Below are 17786 nucleotides of genomic sequence, written 5' to 3' on the forward strand. Positions count from 1 at the left end.
ATGAATATCGACACCTTGCTGATCGACCTGCCCGCCGGCAAGCACCCCTGGCGCTTGCCGGTCTTTACCGACCTGGGCCTGCATCAACAGGCCCCGGCCCGTTTGCTGGCAGTGCTCGAACGCCAGCGTCCGGCGGTGGTAATGATGAGCGCCGAACAACTGGAGCGTCTGCTGGACTTTCCCGCCCTGGCCCTGAGTGATCTGAGCCATCTGCAACAGCTGTTATTCATCAGCTCCCGACCGGGCGACTGGCAGTTGGCGGAACGGGCAGCGGCGCAGCTCGATTGCCACGTAGAGGGTTTTACCGATGACGGGGGCGACCTGGTCAGCGTCAAGCGTGAGCACCAGCGCTGGTGCCGGCGGGCACTGGAACACCCCCAGGTGAATGCGGTGGCGCTGCACGGCACGACACTGTTCGCGGTGCCCCAGCCGTGCGAACCGGCGACAGTGGACGATCAGTTGGACGCGAGCGCAGCCGCCGTCGATCAGCAGTTCAGCGTCACGCAGCTGACCGACGCCGTACAGTTGAACCAGCGCTTGAGCCAAGCCGCCTTGCTGTCGATGCTCAATGGCCTGGAGCAGTGCGGCCTGCTGCCCGCACCGCTCAACGATGTGGCGCACAGCCTCGCCAATGCCGGTATTGCCCCCGGCCACCGCCCACTCATCGCACGCTGGCTCGACGTGCTCCAAGCCGAGGATCTGCTGCGCCGCCAAGGCGACCGCCTGCATCCCAACCTCGACGCCAGCACCTGGAGCGACGCCAGCCTGGAGGGCATCTGGGTACAGTTGAGCCTGGACTGGGCGCGTAACACCGGCGGCAGCGCCACCCTCGATTACGCGCGAGACAACGCTCGCCAGTTGCCGGCGTTGATGCGCGGTGAGTGCGCGGCGGTGCACCTGCTGTTTCCCGAAGGCCGCACCGAACGTGCGGCGGCGTTGTACCGCGAAAGCCTGGCGGCGCAGTACCAGCATCGCGCCGTGGCTCACTGGATTGGCGCCTGGGCTGCGCGCCAGAGCGGCACCGAGCTCTTGCGGGTGCTGGAAGTCGGTGCCGGCACCGGTTCCACCACCCAGGCCGTGGTGCCAGCCCTGGCCAAGGTCACGGTGGACTATCTGTGCACCGACGTGTCGCGCTACTTCAGCGAGCAGGCCGCCGAGCGTCTGCACGCCTGGCCGTGGGTGCGCCACGGGGTGTTTGATATCGACCGCCCCGCCCCTGCCCAAGGCTATCGCACCCAGAGTTGGGACCTGATCGTCGCCGGGGGCGTGCTGAATGCCGCCCGCGACACCGAGCGCTCCCTGGCCACCCTGCTCGCCTTGCTCAAACCCGGCGGCTGGCTGGTGTTCAGCGAGCCGACCCGGGAGGAGTTCTGGGTGATGGCCTCCCAGGCTTTCATGCTCAACCAGGCCAGCGATGAGCGCGCGCTGAGCAGCAGTACCTTCCTGGACCTCAACCAATGGCAAACCGCCCTGGCCCGCGCCGGGTTCCAGGGCAATCGCAGCCTGCCCGCCGCCGACCACCCGCTGGCGCCGCTCGGCCATCGTGTGTTCGTCGCCCAAGTGCCTTGCCAACGCTTGAGTCGCGCCGCGCTGGCCGCGCACCTGGAACACCCAGACCTGCACCTGGAACTGCTCGACCGTTTGCCCGACCTGCCTACCGCCAAGGACTTGCCATGACCCCGCTGGCCTACCCTTTCAATGCCTTCACCGACCTGGAGCTCGCCGAGCCTTACCGCCATGCCCAGCAAGCGCCAGGCCTGCTGCGTATCCAGATGCCCATCGGCGCGCCCGCCTGGCTCGCCACCCGCTATGACGATGTGCGCCTGGTGCTGGGCGACCGGCGTTTCAGCCGCAGCGAAGCCTTTCGCCGCGACGATGCCCCACGAGCATTCCCGCGAATTGCTGGCGGCATCGTGATGATGGACCCGCCGCAACTCACGCGGATCCGCTCCCGCGCCGCCCAGGCGTTTACCCGGCGGCGCGTCGAAGCACTGCGCCCCCATGCCCGGGCCTACGCCCATGAGTTGATCGACCGCATGCTCGCCGCCGGCCCGCCCGCCGACTTGGTGAGCGACTATGCCTTACCGTTGCCCCTGGCGTTGATTTGCGAGCTGCTGGGCGTACCGCTGCAAGACCGTGAACGCTTTAAGGTATGGAACGACTCATTGCTGTCGACCCGCGCCGAAGACGCCGCGTTGACCCAACAGCACTTGGGTGAACTGGCCGAGTACATCAAGGGCCTGGTCGCCGAGCGGCGCCGTCAGCCCCAGGACGATTTCATGACCGCCCTGGCCCAGGCCGATGACCAAGGCGAGCGCCTGAACGAAGACCAACTGCTGCTGTTGTGCATCGCCATCCTCGTCGCCGGCTACGAAGGCAGTGCTTCGCAGATCCCCAATTTCATTCTGGTGTTGCTGGACAATCCCGCACAGTGGCAACAACTCAAGGCCCATCCCGAGCAGATTCCCCAGGCGGTGGAAGAGCTGCTGCGCTATATCCCGCTGGCGTCGGCGGCGATGTTTGTGCATTACGCCCTCGAAGATATCCAGGTGGGTGAAACCCTGGTTCGCCAGGGCGAAGCCGTTTTCGCGTCCATCGGTGCGGCCAACCATGACCCGGCGCGCTTTGCCGACCCGCACACCCTCAACCTGCAACGCGATGCCGGCGGCCATTTCGGCTTCGGCCACGGCCTGCATCACTGCATCGGCTCGGCGCTGGCGCGGGTGGAGTTGCAAGAGGCGTTGCAAGCCTTGGTAGAACGCCTGCCCAACCTGCAACGCTGCGGGCAGGTGCAGTGGAAAACGGCGACGTTCTTTCGCGGTGCCCACTGCCTGCCGGTGACCTGGTCATGAGCCGCGCTCGTCCACGCGTGATCGTCGCCGGCACCGCGTTCGGCCGCATCTACCTGCAAGCCTTGGCTCGTGCCCATGAGCGCTATGAATTGGTCGGCATCCTGTCGCGTGGCAATGCCTATTCGAAGGCCTGCGCCGATCACTACGGGGTGGCGCTGTACGAGGCCGTCGAGCAGGTGCCCGATAGCGTCGACATTGCCTGCGTGGTGGTGCGTTCCGGCGCCACCGGTGGCGTGGGCAGCGAACTGGCCCAGCAGTTCTTGCGCCGTGGCATTCACGTATTGCAGGAACACCCGGTGCATCACCGCGAAATCGCCGCGTGCATGCAGGCCGCGCGTCAGGGCCAGGCGGCCTATGCGGTCAATACGCTGTACCCGAATATCCTTGCGATCCGGCGTTTTCTGGCGGTAGCCGCGTACCTGCGTGAGCAACAAGGGCTGGCCTATATCGACGCGGCCTGTAACAGCCAGGTGGCCTACCCGTTGCTGGATATTCTCGGGCGCCTGGCCGGTGGTTTGCGGCCCTGGGTATTTGCGGCGCCGGCCGCCAGTGTCGGTGCGCAGCCCTTCACGCGGTTGAACGCCAGCTTCAATGGCGTGCCGATCAGCCTGCGCGTGCAAAACCAGGTGCATCCCCAGGACCCGGACAACCACTCGTTCCTGCTGCATCGCCTTGAAGTCGGCTGTGAAGGCGGCGTGCTGAGCCTGTGCGATACCCACGGTCCGGTGCTGTGGAACCCGCGCCTACATGCGCCACGGGACGACACCGACCGCCTGATCATGGCAGGCAAAGGCAGTGAACGATTGGCCGGGCCGAGCATGGTGGTGCTCGACCCGCACATACCCGCCAGCTATCACCAGGTGTTCAACCAGCTCTGGCCCGATGCGGTCAGCCTCGCCCTGGATGCGCTGTGCGCCGACATCGCCGAACCGGCGCAGCGCCTGCGCAGCGGCATATGGGCCACCGAGGTGTCGATGGCCTGGCGTGAAATGAACAGCCTGATCGGCATGCCGGAACTGATTGAACCGCCGATTCCCCGCGCGCTGCCGATGACCGAACTGCATCGCTGCGCCGACGCCGTACAGCCGCCTGGCGCTGACCCCAGCGCGCAACTCCTGGGAGCCCTGCCCTTTTGAACACTGCCCAATCCCGTTCGTCCTGCAGCCATGTGCTGCTGTGGGTTCGCGACCTGCACCAGGCGGTGGCGAACTTTCGCGCCGCCGGTTTCGAGGTCATCTACGCCACCGCCGAGGCCCGCGCGCAACACGCGCATATCTGGTTCAGCCACGGGCCGATCATCGAACTGCTCACCACCCCGCGTCATGCCTGGTTGTTCAAGTGGCCCATCGACTGCCTGGCCGGGCGTGGCGCCGGGCGGCGCATGTTGCGCTGGGCTGCCCAGGGTGAAGGTTTTTGCGACCTCGCGCTGCTCTGCGATGACCTGGCCCTGGCACCCCGTCTGACAAACCTGGCGGCCGGCGGCGTGGCCATGGGCCGGGTGGTGAAGTGGCAACGCACCTGTGCGGACGGCAGCCAGACGCGCTTTCGGTTTGTTTACCCACGGCATGAGCGCCTGCCGTTTCTGGTCACGCCCTATTCGCCCTCCCAGCACCCGCAGCGACTGATCCATCCCAACGGCGCCACGGGGCTGGCGGCCATTCACCTGGGCGTAAGCCCCGCCGATCACAGCGCCCTCAACCTGCTCGCGGGCGATGACCCGATGTTGCACCTGCAACCCGCCGAATTTACCGGCGTACAGGCGGTGCAAGTCGCCGGCCTGGCGCAACCATTGACGTTACACGGTGCGCAATTGCTGAGCTGCCCGACTGCACATGGAGATAGCCATGCTTGATGGATTCACAGACTGGCCCGAAGATTTTATCCGCCGCTACCGCGAGCAAGGCTACTGGCAAGGCGTGCCACTGGGCCAACTGCTGCGTGAACAAGCCCAGCGTACGCCGCAGCAAGAGGCGCTGGTGGACGGCAACCGACGCTGGAGCTACGCCGAGCTGGACCAACACGCCGACCGCCTGGCCGCCGGCCTCGCCGCGCGCGGGCTGGTCGCCGGTCAGCGCGTGCTGGTGCAACTGCCCAATATCGCCGAGTTTTTCAGCCTGACCTTCGCTCTGTTGCGCCTGGGCGCGATCCCGGTGTTTGCGTTGCCGGCCCACCGCGAACATGAACTGGCCCACTTGGCGCACCTTAGCCAAGCGGTGGCCTATGTGATTATCGACCAGCACCTGGGCTTCGATTATCGGCCCCTGGCGCGCACGTTGCGTAGCCAGGTGTCGAGCCTGCAACAGGTGTGGGTGGTAGGCGCGGCCGAGGAATTCGTGGCCCTGGCCGACTGCGTCGCCACCCCCCACCCGTTCCCGGCACCGGACGCTCGCGATGTGGCGGTGCTATTGCTGTCCGGCGGCACCACTGGCCTGCCCAAGCTGATCCCGCGCACCCATGACGACTATGCGTGCAATGCCCGGCTGGCGGCGCAAGCCTGCGGTTTCGACCGCCACACCCGTTACCTGGCGGCGCTGCCGGTGGCACATAACTTCCCGTTGGCCTCGCCGGGGGCACTCGGGGTGTTCAGTGTCGGCGCCACCCTGGTACTGGCGCCGGAACCAAGCCCCGACACCGCCTTCGAACTGATCGAGCGCGAACGCATTACCCACACGGCCTTGATCCCGCCACTGGTGTTGCTGTGGCTGGAAGTGGCGCAATGGTCCGACAACGACCTTAGCAGCCTGCAATGGCTGCAAGTCGGTGGCGCACGCCTCAAGGCCGAGATCGCCGCACGTATCCGCCCCACCCTGGGCTGTGGCCTGCAACAGGTGTACGGCATGGCCGAAGGATTGCTGTGTTTTACCAGGCTGGATGACCCGCAGGCGCTGGTCTTCGACACCCAGGGCCTGCCGCTGACCGCTGCGGATGAGATCCGTATCGTCGATGCCGACGATGTGCCGGTGGCTCCCGGCGCCGTCGGTGAATTGCTGGTGCGCGGGCCCTACACCATTCGCGGTTACTACAACGCTCGCGAGCACAACCAGCGCGCCTTTACCGCCGATGGCTTTTATCGCAGCGGCGACCTGGTACGGCGCCTGCCCGAAGGGCACTTGATCGTCGAGGGGCGCAGCAAGGATGTGATCAACCGGGGCGGCGAAAAGATTCCGGTGGAAGAGATCGAGAACCTGCTGCTCGGCCATCCGCTGATCCGCGATGTGGCGTTGGTGGCGCTGGCCGACGAGTTGCTGGGTGAGCGCAGTTGCGCCTGCGTACTGGCCCACGGCACGCCATTGGACCTGGCGTCGATCAACGCCTGGCTGCGCGAACGTGGGCTGGCGGCTTACAAGTTGCCAGACCGCTTGCAGGTGCTGCGCGAGTTTCCGCTGACGCGCCTGGGCAAGGTCAACCGCAAGGCCCTGGCGGAACAGGTGCTGGCCTTATGAGCCCGTGGCTGCGTGTATTGCGTGAGGGGCAACAGCCCCGCGCACGCCTGGTGTGCCTGCCCCACGCCGGTGGCAGCGCGAGCTTTTTTCGGCCGTGGCTGGCGCATTTGCCGGGTGACATTGACCTGTTGGCAGTGCAGTACCCCGGGCGCGAAGAGCGCTTCAACGAAGCGCATATCCCATGCCTGGCGACCCTCGCCAAGAACATCAGCCAGGCGTTGCTGACCTTGCCTGCGCGGCCCCTGTGGCTGTTCGGCCACAGCATGGGCGCGGCGCTTGCCTATGCCGTCGGCACGCTGCTGGAGGCCGGCGGTGTCGGCCCTGACCACGTATTTGTTTCGGCCCACGCACCGCCGCACCGGCAACCCTCCAGCGACCTGCATCGCCAGGACGACAGCGCGTTGATTGCCGACATCCTGCGCCAGGACGCCCAGGCCGCCGACCTGTGGGCCAACCCGCAGTTACGCACGCTGTTTCTGCCGGCGTTGCGCAGCGACTACCAGGCCATCGAAACCTGGCGCCCCGCGAACCTGCAGCCGTTAACGGCACCGCTGGACGTGCTGCTGGCCCGCAATGACGCCGAAGTCAGCCTGGAGCAGGCTCGCGCCTGGGCCGACCTGAGCCGCCATACCCCGGACATCCGCCTGTTCGACGGCGACCACTTTTACCTCAGGCATCAGCCGCGACCGGTGATCGACCACCTGTTGCAGCGCACCACCGACCTTCAGGGAGACGCACGATGAAAACCCCGGAACACTGCACTGGCCTTCACGACATTCGCCATGCCATCGACAGCCTCGACAAGCAGATCATCGACGCCCTCGGCCTGCGCATGCAATACGTCAAGGCCGCCTCCGCGTTCAAACCCGACCAGGCCAGCATCGCCGCACCCGATCGCGTTGCGGCGATGTTGCCCCAGCGCCGGCAGTGGGCGCAGGAGGTCGGGCTGGATGGCGAGTTTGTCGAGGGCCTGTTCAACCAGATCATCCACTGGTACATCGCCGAGCAGACGGCCTTCTGGCTACAGAAAAAGAGCCAGCGCGTATGAACGCGGCCGATTTGCTCAAGACCTTCCAGGCCGCGCACCAACGGGCGGTGGCGTACCAGCGCTCCGTTATTGCCGTCAGCGCCTACCCCGCGCCGACGCTGGCGCCCCTGGCACTGTACGAGGCCCATCGCCAGGGTTTCTTCTGGTGTGCGCACTCGCCGGACTTAAGTTTGTTCGGCCTCGGCTGCGCCTGGCAGATCGAAGCCTCGGGGCCCCAGCGCATGGCCGAAGTGGATCGCCAATGGTTCGCACTGTGCGCCGATGCGCTGGTGGACGGCCCGCATCCGCCCTTGCTGCTGGGTGGTATGCGCTTTGATGAGCAGCAGCCCTGCGCATCCCATTGGGCGCCGTTTGCCGATGCCAGCTTCCACCTTGCCCACTGGTTGCTCAGCGAGGACAGCCACGGGCGCTGGCTGCGCTGCCAGAGTGTGGTCGAGCCCGGCAGCGATCCTGCGGCCTTGGTGCAAGCAAGCCTGGCCGCCCTTGAACAACTGCTCAACCCAGCCGCCCACGTTGCTCCTGCCCCCCATGTATTGGAGCGCGTCGCACTGCCGCGGGATCAATGGCAGGCCAAGGTCGACACCGCGTTGAACGTCATCGCCCGGGGTGACTTGAGCAAGGTGGTGCTGGCGCGGCATATCGACCACCACCTGGACGCCGCGCTCGACACTGGCGCGGTGATGGGCCGCCTGCACGCTCGGCGTAACGCCTCGCACTTGTTCGCGATTCACCGGGGCGAACACTGCTTCATGGGCGCCACACCCGAGCGGTTGCTCAGTTGCGAGGCGGGCCGTCTCACCACCCACGCCCTGGCAGGCAGCACCCGTCGTGGGTGCAAGCCCAATGAAGATCAGGCGCTGGGGGAACGTTTATTGGCCGACCCGAAAGAGCAGCACGAGCATCGACTGGTGGTACAGACCATTACCCAAGCCTTGGGTGACAAGGTCAGCGACCTGCACGCCGCGCCGCACCCCGGCTTGCTGAAACTTGCCACCGTGCAGCATTTGAGCACGCCCATCACCGCGAGGCTCAACGCCGGCAAGCGCCTGCTGGACGGTATCCAAGCCTTGCACCCTACCCCCGCGGTCGGCGGTCTACCGCGCGCGCCTGCGCTGGATTTTATCCGTGAACACGAAGGCTTTGATCGCGGCTGGTATGCCGCGCCAGTGGGCTGGCTGGATGCCGAGGGCAATGGCGATTTTCTCGTGGCCCTGCGCTCGGCGCTGATCACCCCCAGGCACTGCCATGCGTTTGCCGGCTGCGGCATTGTCGAGGGCTCGCTGCCGGCCAATGAGTACGAAGAAACCCAGATCAAGCTGGCAAACATGCAACAGGCGCTGCAACTGGCCTGCCCTGCTGATACTGACGTGGCGTACAGCCAAACTCGCGGCGAAACACCGTATGCAAGTACTGCGCAGAGGTGAAGCCGCAGCGGGCGGCGATGTCGGCGATGGCCAGGTCCTGGTTCTCCAGGCCCTTGGCGGCGGCGGCGAGTTTGAAGCGCAGGATTTCGTCATGCACGCTGCACCCGCGCACCTTGCGAAAGTGCGCCTCCAATGACGAGCGTGAGACCCCGACATAGGCGGCGACCTGGTCGGTCTTGATCCCCTGGCACGCGTACTGGCGGATAAACAGCAATGCCTGCATCACATAAGGGTTACCCAGGGGCTGATGCAGGCTGGAGGCTTGCACGTTGATCGCGTCCGGCGGTACCAGCACCTGCGTGCCGGTGCAGGGTTTGCCGTGCAGCATCTGATGCAGCAAGGCCGCGGCAGTACGGCCCATGGTCTCGGTGCCCTGGATCACCGAACTCAGCGGCACCCGCGTCAGGGTGCGGGTCAGCGGGTCGTTGTCGATCCCGATCAGCGCCACCTCCTCCGGCACCGCAATGCCCGCCGTCAGGCAAGCTTGCAACAACTGCCGGGCGCGGGCATCGGTGACCGCGATAATACCGATGGGCTTGGGCAGGCTGTGCAGCCAGGCAATCTGCTGCTCCACCGCGCTGTCCCACAACGGCGCACTGGTGCCCAGGCCACGATAGATCTCCACCGGCAAACCATCGCGTTGCACCAGGCCGCGAAAGGCTTTCTCACGCTCCTGCGCCCAGCGATTGGCCTGGGCTTCGGGCAGGCTGAAACAGGCAAAGCGCGTCAGCCCGGCCTCGATCAAATGCTCGTAGGCCAGCTTCATCAAGGCGTAGTTATCGGTCGCGACATAGGGAATGCCCTTGGGGTACGCGCTGACGTCCTCGTAAGATCCCCCCACCGCCACCACAGGTATCCGACTCCCGGCCAGCGCCTCGCCGATCAGCGGGTCATCGAAGTCGGCAATGATGCCATCGCCCTGCCAGCGCTCGATACCGCGCAGACGGCAGAGAAAATCCTCTTCCAGGAACAGGTCCCAGGAAGCGCGGGTGCTGCTCAGGTAATTGCCGATACCGGTGATGATGCCACGGTCGTAGATTTTGCTGCCGTTGAAGAGCAAGGCGATGCGGTGCACGGGCGGTAGGGTTTTCATTGTTTTTGTCCTTGGGGCCGGTAGGTGCAGACTAGACCTCGCTGTGCAAAATCGCACTACACCTTGATGATTTTCATAATCAGCGGCCAGGGCGCCGTTGCTAGTATCCAGACACCGCCCAGAACAATAAGGAAACCGCCATGCCGTACTTCCCCGGTGTCGAGAAGGTTCGCTTCGAAGGCCCTGCCAGCGAATCCCCCCTCGCCTTTCGCCATTACGACGCCAACAAACTGATCCTCGGCAAACCCATGCGCGAACACCTGCGCATGGCCGCCTGTTATTGGCACACCTTTGTGTGGCCGGGGGCGGATATGTTTGGCATGGGTACGTTCAAACGCCCATGGCAGCGCAGTGGCGATCCGATGGAGGTGGCAATCGGCAAGGCGGAGGCGGCCTTTGAGTTTTTTTCCAAGCTGGGCATCGACTACTACAGCTTTCACGACACCGACGTAGCGCCGGAAGGCAGCTCGCTCAAGGAGTACCGCAACCATTTCGCACAGATGGTCGATCACCTGGAGCGCCATCAGGAACAGACCGGCATCAAGCTGCTGTGGGGCACCGCCAATTGCTTCAGCAACCCGCGCTTTGCCGCCGGGGCCGCGAGCAATCCCGACCCGGAGGTGTTTGCCTACGCCGCCGCGCAGGTGTTCAGTGCGATGAATGCCACGCTGCGTCTCAAGGGCGCCAACTATGTGTTGTGGGGCGGCCGTGAAGGGTATGAAACCCTGCTCAACACCGACCTCAAGCGTGAGCGAGAACAGCTCGGCCGGTTTATGCGCATGGTGGTGGAGCACAAGCACAAGATCGGCTTTACGGGTGACCTGTTGATCGAGCCCAAACCCCAGGAGCCGACCAAGCACCAGTACGATTACGACAGCGCTACGGTGTTCGGCTTCCTGCATGAGTACGGCCTGGAGAACGAAATCAAGGTGAACATCGAGGCCAACCACGCGACGTTGGCCGGGCACAGTTTTCATCATGAAATTGCCACGGCCGTGTCCCTGGGGATCTTCGGCAGCATCGACGCCAACCGCGGCGACCCGCAGAACGGCTGGGACACCGACCAGTTCCCCAACAGCGTCGAAGAAATGACCCTGGCCACCTATGAAATCCTCAAGGCCGGAGGCTTCAAGAACGGTGGCTACAATTTCGATTCCAAGGTGCGCCGCCAGAGCCTGGACGAGGTGGACCTGTTCCACGGGCATGTGGCAGCCATGGATGTGCTGGCGCTGGCCCTGGAACGTGCGGCGGCGATGGTGCAGAACGACACGTTGCAGCAATTCAAGGACCAGCGTTACGCCGGGTGGGAGCAACCATTGGGCCAGGCGGTGCTGGCAGGTGAGTTCAGCCTGGAATCACTGGCTGAACATGCGTTTGCCCACGAACTGAATCCGCAGGCCGTGAGTGGTCGACAGGAGATGCTTGAGGGCGTTGTGAATCGGTTTATCTACACCTGAGTGTCCTGTGGCGAGGGAGCAAGCTCTCTCGCCACAATGAGAGTCTTCACCTAGTGTCTTTCCAACAACAATAAAAGGACGCACCACCATGAAGTCATTCAAACGCACCCTGCTCGCCACTGCCCTGGCCCTGCTCGCCTTGCCGGTGATGGCCGATCCGGCCCATCCTAAAATCGGTTTTTCCATCGATGACTTGCGCCTGGAGCGCTGGTCCCGCGACCGCGATTACTTCGTCGCCGCCGCAGAAAAACTTGATGCCAAGGTCTTCGTGCAGTCCGCTGATGCCAACGAGCAAAAGCAAATCTCGCAAATCGAAAACCTGATCTCCCGTGGCGTCGATGTGATCGTGATCGTGCCGTTCAACGCCACGGTGCTGACCAACGCCGTAGCCGAAGCCAAGAAGGCCGGGATCAAAGTGGTGTCTTATGACCGCCTGATCCTCAACGCAGACATCGACGCGTACATCTCGTTTGATAACGAAAAGGTCGGTGAGATGCAGGCCAACGGCGTGCTGCAAGCGGCGCCCACGGGCAATTACTTCCTGCTCGGCGGCGCACCGACGGACAACAACGCCAAGGTGCTGCGCGAAGGCCAGATGAAGGTGCTGCAACCAGCTATCGACAAGGGCGACATCAAGATTGTCGGCCAGCAGTGGGTCAAGGAGTGGAACCCTACCGAAGCCTTGAGCATTGTCGAAAACGCCCTGACCCGTAATGACAACAAGATCGATGCCATCGTTGCCTCCAACGACGCCACCGCCGGCGGCGCGATCCAGGCCCTGGCCGCACAGAAGCTGGCGGGCAAGGTGCCGATCTCCGGCCAGGACGCTGACCTTGCGGCAATCAAGCGCGTGATCGACGGCACCCAGACCATGACCGTCTACAAGCCGCTCAAGCTGATCGCCACCGAAGCCGCCAAGCTCTCGGTGCAACTGGCGCGCAGCGAAAAGCCGACCTACAGCTCGCAGTACGACAACGGCAGCAAGAAAGTCGACACCATCCTGCTCACCCCAACGCCGTTGACCAAAGCCAATATCGACGTGCTGGAGAAGGATGGGTTCTACACCAAAGAGCAGATCGGCGGGCAATGACCGCCATGGCCGCCGACTACCTGCTGCAAATGAACGGCATCGTCAAAAGCTTTGGCGGTGTCAACGCCCTCAATGGCATCGATATCAAGGTACGCCCGGGAGAGTGCGTCGGGCTGTGCGGTGAGAACGGTGCCGGTAAATCCACCTTGATGAAGGTGCTGTCGGCGGTCTACCCCTACGGCACCTGGGAGGGCGAAATCCTCTGGGACGGGCAGCCGCTCAAGGCCCAGTCCATTCGCGAAACCGAGGCCGCCGGCATCGTCATCATTCACCAGGAACTGACCCTGGTGCCCGACCTGTCGGTGGCCGAAAACATCTTCATGGGCCACGAACTGACCCTGCCCGGCGGGCGCATGAACTACCCGGCGATGCTGCAACGGGCCGAAGTCTTGATGCGCGAACTCAAGGTGCCGGACATGAACGTGGCGCTGCCAGTGTCGCAGTACGGCGGCGGCTACCAGCAACTGGTGGAAATCGCCAAGGCTCTCAACAAGCAAGCGCGCCTGTTGATCCTTGACGAGCCGTCCTCAGCCCTGACCCGCTCGGAAATCGAAGTGCTGCTGGACATCATCCAGGGCCTCAAGGCCAAGGGCGTGGCCTGCGTGTATATCTCGCACAAGCTCGATGAAGTGGCTGCGGTGTGCGACACCATCGCAGTGATCCGCGACGGCAAGCACATCGCGACCACCGCCATGGCGGACATGGACATCGCACAGATCATCACCCAAATGGTCGGCCGCGAGATGAGCAACCTCTACCCCTCCGAGCCCCATGCAGTGGGCGAGGTGATTTTTGAAGCGCGCAACGTCACCTGCTACGACGTCGACAACCCCAAGCGCAAGCGCGTCGACGATATTTCGTTTGTGCTCAAGCGCGGCGAAATCCTCGGCATTGCAGGGCTTGTGGGCGCCGGGCGCACCGAACTGGTGTCGGCACTGTTCGGCGCCTACCCCGGCCGCTACAGCGCGCAGGTGTGGCTGGACGGCCAAATCGTCGATACGCGCACGCCGCTCAAATCGATCCGCGCCGGGTTGTGCATGGTGCCCGAAGACCGCAAGCGCCAAGGCATCATTCCCGACCTGGGCGTCGGCCATAACATCACCCTGGCTGTGCTCGACACCTATGCGCACCTGAGCCGCATCGACGCTGAGGCCGAACTGGGCAGCATCGACCAGCAAATCGCACGTATGCACCTCAAGACCGCCAGCCCGTTGCTGCCGATCACCAGCCTGTCCGGCGGCAATCAGCAAAAGGCCGTGCTCGCGAAAATGCTGATGGCCAAGCCCAAGGTGCTGATCCTCGACGAACCCACACGCGGGGTAGATGTGGGCGCCAAGTATGAGATCTACAAACTGATGGGCGCGCTGGCGGCCGAAGGTGTGTCGATCATCATGGTTTCCTCGGAGCTGGCCGAAGTGCTCGGCGTGTCCAACCGCGTGCTGGTAATCGGCGACGGCCAACTGCGCGGTGACTTCATCAACGAGGGGCTTACCCAGGAACAGGTGCTCGCCGCTGCGCTCAGCCAACACCCTAATAATCGGAAGACCGCGTAGATGAATCAGGTCAAACAGCTTTTCACCCGCTACAAAATGCTCGCCCTGGTGATCGCCGTGGCGTTCATCTGGCTGTTTTTCAGTTGGCAGACCGAGGGCGGCTTTGTCACGCCGCGTAACTTGTCCAACCTGCTGCGGCAGATGTCGATCACCGGCATATTGGCGTGCGGTATGGTGCTGGTGATTATCAGCGGCGAGATCGATTTGTCGGTGGGTTCGTTGCTCGGACTGTTGGGCGGGCTGGCGGCGATTCTGGACGTGGTCTATCACGTACCGCTGCTGGCCAACCTCAGCCTGGTGGCGCTGTGCGGGTTGATAATCGGCCTGGCCAACGGTTACATGACCGCCTATCTGCGCATCCCCTCGTTTATCGTCGGCCTGGGTGGGATGCTGGCGTTTCGCGGGATTTTGCTGGGGATTACCGGCGGCACCACCATTGCACCGGTGTCGCCGTCGCTGGTGTATGTGGGCCAGGGGTATTTGCCCCACACCGCCGGCATCGGGCTCGGGGTGTTGCTGTTTGCCTTGACGGTGTTCCTCACCTGGAAACAACGGCGCAACCGCGCACTGCATGGCTTGGCCGCGCACTCACTGATGCGTGACGGGTTGCGCGTGGTGCTGATCGGGGCGGTGCTGGCCGGGTTCGTCACCACGCTCAACCGCTACGACGGCATTCCGGTACCGGTGCTGTTGTTACTGGTGCTGCTCGGCGTGTTCAGCTACGTCACTCGCCAGACCGTGTTCGGCCGCCGCGTCTATGCGGTGGGTAGCAATATGGAAGCCACGCGCCTGTCGGGCATCAATGTGCAAGCGGTGAAACTGTGGATCTTCGGCATCATGGGCGTGATGTGCGCCCTCGCCGGCCTGGTCAACACCGCCCGCCTCGCCGCCGGCTCCCCGTCGGCGGGCAATATGGGGGAACTCGACGCCATCGCCGCGTGTTTTATTGGCGGCACCTCGATGCGCGGTGGCTCGGGCACGGTGTATGGGGCATTGCTTGGAGCCTTGGTGATTACCAGCCTGGATAACGGCATGTCGATGCTCGACGTGGACAGTTACTGGCAGATGATCGTCAAGGGCAGCATTCTGGTGCTCGCGGTGTGGGTGGATGTGAGTACGCGGGCAGGACGGCGCTGATTCGCCAGTCCCTCAGTACCATGGCAAACCGGTGGCGTGGCGCACATAGTCATGCCGCCATCCAGCCGACTGAGGGGCTCAGGCAATCAGTAAATGATCTTCCCATCAAATAGATTGTAAACATGCTCCGGCATTTTGGACGGCGAAGCGAGGTACACAAACAACTTCTGGCCCTGCTCTTTGAAAGCCAGCACCTGCAAAAATTCTCCAGCACCTATGGCAACATGGTCCTTCAAAAAGTCTGTCGACATATTCATTTTCGGCACAGACTCATCAAAAACATACACCACCTGCTGAGTGGCACGGGTTCGCTGCTTTGCCGCGCCTTTGGCCCACCCCTCCCATTCGGCAGAATTACGCACCGTTGCCGAAGCAGATTGGACCCCTGGGTCCTGGAACACTTTCCCAACACCATCTTTAAGCCTTTTCGCGCCTTCATCCGTAACAAAAGCTGAGCGATAAGCTTTGCCTTCATAAGGGTTCAATTGATTGAACTCGCCGAGAAACGCTTCAAGCTCAGGCGTGGTCTTACCCGCTCTCAGTGGTCCGTTGACAAAGTCGGAATCCGCGTGAGTGTAGGTTTCAATCCATTCGAACTCACCTGCATTACTCTCGCCCATGAGTGTCACCAGCGTCTTTGTAAACTGCTCGACCTCGTGTTCCTTGACGGGGAGTGCCATGTCGGCATGTTGTTGAGCAACGGCGCCCAACGTTTCCCGTGCCTGTCTGTATTTACGGGAAAAATATTCTTTCAGCCCGCCACCCGGGACGCCCATTTTTGCCCACACTCCCGCCTCATCCGGCTTGGCGGCAATACCGCTATATGCCAATTTCGAGGGGTCTTGCGGGTCGGGTACTTGCAGCTTGTAATGTTCACCATCTGCCACATCGGGTTTGTCAGCAACAAAATACTTCTTGCCCCTGAACTCCACCTCGCGCATTCCCGCAAAGGTTGGCGCTGGTGTGGACGGCGTAGTGGCCGGCGCATTGGATATTCGCGCCAGTTCAACTTCGTCGGGCTGCGCTGTAGGGTGCCATTGGTAACGATCATTGGCGCTGGCGTTAAACGGTATGAGCGGCGGCTCCTGCGCCTCTGCCCCGGCTGGCACCAGATCGTGCGCCAGCTGCAAAGCTGAAATGGCCGCTGCGGCATTGCCGCCCACGCGATCGTTAGCCGTCATGCCATAAATGGAGTCGTGCGCCCCGAAAACGATCTGGCCCAGATTGCCAACGACGGGTGCATAACCAAAGGTACTGCTCCACGCTTCTTTTACTGCCTTCCATCGTTGCTGCGAGGCGCCAAATACCTGTGTCTGGTCCTTCCACACCGCATTATTGGCATTTAACCCTTGGTACGTTGAGGCAATACCGGAACGGAGGCTGCCGTACTTCAAAAAATAATCACTGCCTCGCGACTTCGTATAATTAAATGTTTCCCACACCGGCACAGCCATGTCTTTGACTATATTTTGACGCCCCGGATAGGTAGCAAGATTGCCCGCAATGTAATGATCAAGCACCTCTCCAGCTTTGGGCCAATGCGCGTCTATACCGCCTTGCCTGTCGCTGGCGTTGAATCGACTAACGATGTCATCGCGATTTTCTTTGGCCCACTCGGAAAAGGCTCTATCGCCCGATATTTCACTGGCCTTGCCGCTCTTCAAATCAATCATCAACCCCTTATTGGGTCGATGCTCGACATTCCCATCAAAGGGCAAGTCAGGAATAAAGGCATAGCCTGCCAATGGGTAACCATAGAGATTGGGAATAATGACTTGGCCGTTCCAATATAACGTTCGATAGATCGCCTCTTGTGTTTCAACGCTTAACTGTTCGAAGCCAGTCTTATCGTTTAACAGGCTTTGCAAGGTGCCGCGCAGCACATAGACATCCGCTTTGCCCGAGCGCTCGGCCAGTGGCCCTGATTCATCGCTCATTGGCTTGGCTACCTCAGCTTCCCAATGGCGCTGGAGTCGCGCTCCCAACGCCTCCAGATCACTGACCCTGCTGCGGTCTTGTGGCTCGATTTGGGTTGTTCGGAAATTGACCAGGCCACCTTCCGATGTCCGGTCGTGCTTTAGCGCGCCGGCTGCTATTTCCCATGCAAAGTAGGTGCGTGTGTCCGTGTTGGTTTTTACCTGCGGCGTCCATTTCCCTACGTAAGTGTTGAATGTCACGCTGATTTTTTCATGGGGGTCGTACCCTGCGGCCAACAATCCGGCGCTAAAGTAACCTGCAGGTTCCAGGAACTGACGAGTCTGTTGGAACCGGATATTGCGCTCACCTTCGTTACCCCGTTCTACGCTATCGATCAGCGCGGTAACCCGGAGGGCATAAGCATCGATACACGGCAGCTGTTCTTCCAGGGTATTACGCAAGGAGCCCGTGAAAGGTCCATGGATGATCGCAGTGTAAAGCGCCTCTTGGGACAGAGGTCGTGCCAGAATGCTCGATGTTTCGCTGAGAGGATCAGCTGTATTGTTGCTGGGCAATTCCAGTGCGCTTGTCATCTCTGAATACGAGGGATCACCGGGCAAATAGCAATCGGGGCTCTGTGAAGAAAGATCATTCAAGAACATTGATGAGGTACCTTTTTCAGACAATTGCGATTACCCCACCTGACTGTCTGGTATGGGGCGTCCTGCGCTGGTGGCACTGACATACGCGGATCGTTCCTCGCGCTTACACC

General features: G+C 62.5%; 14 protein-coding genes. 12 read left to right on the forward strand and 2 right to left on the reverse strand.

Translation table 11 applies throughout. From position 1 onward, the window contains the following. Genes QMK52_RS23730 through QMK52_RS23765 form a run of 8 tightly spaced genes read left to right on the forward strand, consistent with a single transcriptional unit; the run spans window position 1 to window position 8767 of the window. On the forward strand, window positions 1–1677 hold the full coding sequence (locus tag QMK52_RS23730; protein ID WP_320403523.1) for a class I SAM-dependent methyltransferase: 1677 nt from the start codon (window positions 1–3) through the stop codon (window positions 1675–1677). Next, a complete protein-coding gene (locus QMK52_RS23735) occupies window positions 1674–2852 on the forward strand; it encodes a cytochrome P450 (RefSeq protein WP_320403524.1) in 1179 nt (392 codons plus the stop codon). The genes QMK52_RS23730 and QMK52_RS23735 overlap by 4 nt, the downstream gene beginning before the upstream one ends. After that, the gene (locus tag QMK52_RS23740) at window positions 2849–3988 is read left to right on the forward strand and encodes a Gfo/Idh/MocA family oxidoreductase (RefSeq protein ID WP_320403525.1); all 1140 of its coding nucleotides are present in this window, start codon (window positions 2849–2851) and stop codon (window positions 3986–3988) included. Before QMK52_RS23735 ends, QMK52_RS23740 begins: the two co-directional genes overlap by 4 nt. Next, entirely contained in the window at window positions 3985–4704 is a 720-nt protein-coding gene (locus QMK52_RS23745; RefSeq protein WP_005787438.1) for a VOC family protein, read from the forward strand. Before QMK52_RS23740 ends, QMK52_RS23745 begins: the two co-directional genes overlap by 4 nt. After that, window positions 4697–6295 carry a (2,3-dihydroxybenzoyl)adenylate synthase gene (locus tag QMK52_RS23750; protein ID WP_320403526.1) on the forward strand — a complete coding sequence of 533 codons (1599 nt, stop codon included), beginning with the start codon at window positions 4697–4699 and terminating at the stop codon, window positions 6293–6295. The genes QMK52_RS23745 and QMK52_RS23750 overlap by 8 nt, the downstream gene beginning before the upstream one ends. Further along, the gene (locus QMK52_RS23755; RefSeq protein ID WP_320403527.1) at window positions 6292–7038 is read left to right on the forward strand and encodes a thioesterase II family protein; all 747 of its coding nucleotides are present in this window, start codon (window positions 6292–6294) and stop codon (window positions 7036–7038) included. The genes QMK52_RS23750 and QMK52_RS23755 overlap by 4 nt, the downstream gene beginning before the upstream one ends. Beyond that, the gene (locus QMK52_RS23760; protein ID WP_194440476.1) at window positions 7035–7343 is read left to right on the forward strand and encodes an isochorismate lyase; all 309 of its coding nucleotides are present in this window, start codon (window positions 7035–7037) and stop codon (window positions 7341–7343) included. Before QMK52_RS23755 ends, QMK52_RS23760 begins: the two co-directional genes overlap by 4 nt. Then, entirely contained in the window at window positions 7340–8767 is a 1428-nt protein-coding gene (locus tag QMK52_RS23765) for an isochorismate synthase (RefSeq protein WP_320403528.1), read from the forward strand. Before QMK52_RS23760 ends, QMK52_RS23765 begins: the two co-directional genes overlap by 4 nt. Here the strand turns inward: QMK52_RS23765 and QMK52_RS23770 are convergent. Then, entirely contained in the window at window positions 8655–9860 is a 1206-nt protein-coding gene (locus QMK52_RS23770; RefSeq protein ID WP_005787430.1) for a XylR family transcriptional regulator, read from the reverse strand. The two genes, QMK52_RS23765 and QMK52_RS23770, sit on opposite strands and share 113 nt — an antisense overlap. A 140-nt stretch (window positions 9861–10000) precedes the next feature. Between QMK52_RS23770 and xylA the strand changes: the two genes are divergently transcribed. The 4 genes from xylA (at window position 10001) to QMK52_RS23790 (ending at window position 15097) form a co-directional block, all read left to right on the forward strand. Continuing rightward, window positions 10001–11317: a xylose isomerase gene (gene xylA, locus QMK52_RS23775; protein ID WP_320403529.1), complete on the forward strand. Its 1317-nt coding sequence runs from the start codon at window positions 10001–10003 to the stop codon at window positions 11315–11317. Window positions 11318–11405: 88 nt separating this feature from the next. Next, the gene (gene xylF / locus QMK52_RS23780; RefSeq protein ID WP_005787426.1) at window positions 11406–12407 is read left to right on the forward strand and encodes a D-xylose ABC transporter substrate-binding protein; all 1002 of its coding nucleotides are present in this window, start codon (window positions 11406–11408) and stop codon (window positions 12405–12407) included. Further along, window positions 12404–13960, forward strand: a complete 1557-nt coding sequence (xylG, locus tag QMK52_RS23785; protein ID WP_005787424.1) for a D-xylose ABC transporter ATP-binding protein — start codon at window positions 12404–12406, stop codon at window positions 13958–13960. The genes xylF and xylG overlap by 4 nt, the downstream gene beginning before the upstream one ends. Further along, window positions 13961–15097 carry a sugar ABC transporter permease gene (locus QMK52_RS23790; protein WP_005787421.1) on the forward strand — a complete coding sequence of 379 codons (1137 nt, stop codon included), beginning with the start codon at window positions 13961–13963 and terminating at the stop codon, window positions 15095–15097. A gap of 86 nt (window positions 15098–15183) precedes the next feature. On the opposite strand, the gene QMK52_RS23795 is transcribed toward QMK52_RS23790, so the two are convergent. Further along, window positions 15184–17676 carry a hypothetical protein gene (locus QMK52_RS23795; RefSeq protein WP_320403530.1) on the reverse strand — a complete coding sequence of 831 codons (2493 nt, stop codon included), beginning with the start codon at window positions 17674–17676 and terminating at the stop codon, window positions 15184–15186. Window positions 17677–17786 lie beyond the last annotated feature (110 nt).

Source organism: Pseudomonas sp. P9_2, from assembly GCF_034008255.1.
Lineage (GTDB): Bacteria > Pseudomonadota > Gammaproteobacteria > Pseudomonadales > Pseudomonadaceae > Aquipseudomonas > Aquipseudomonas synxantha_A.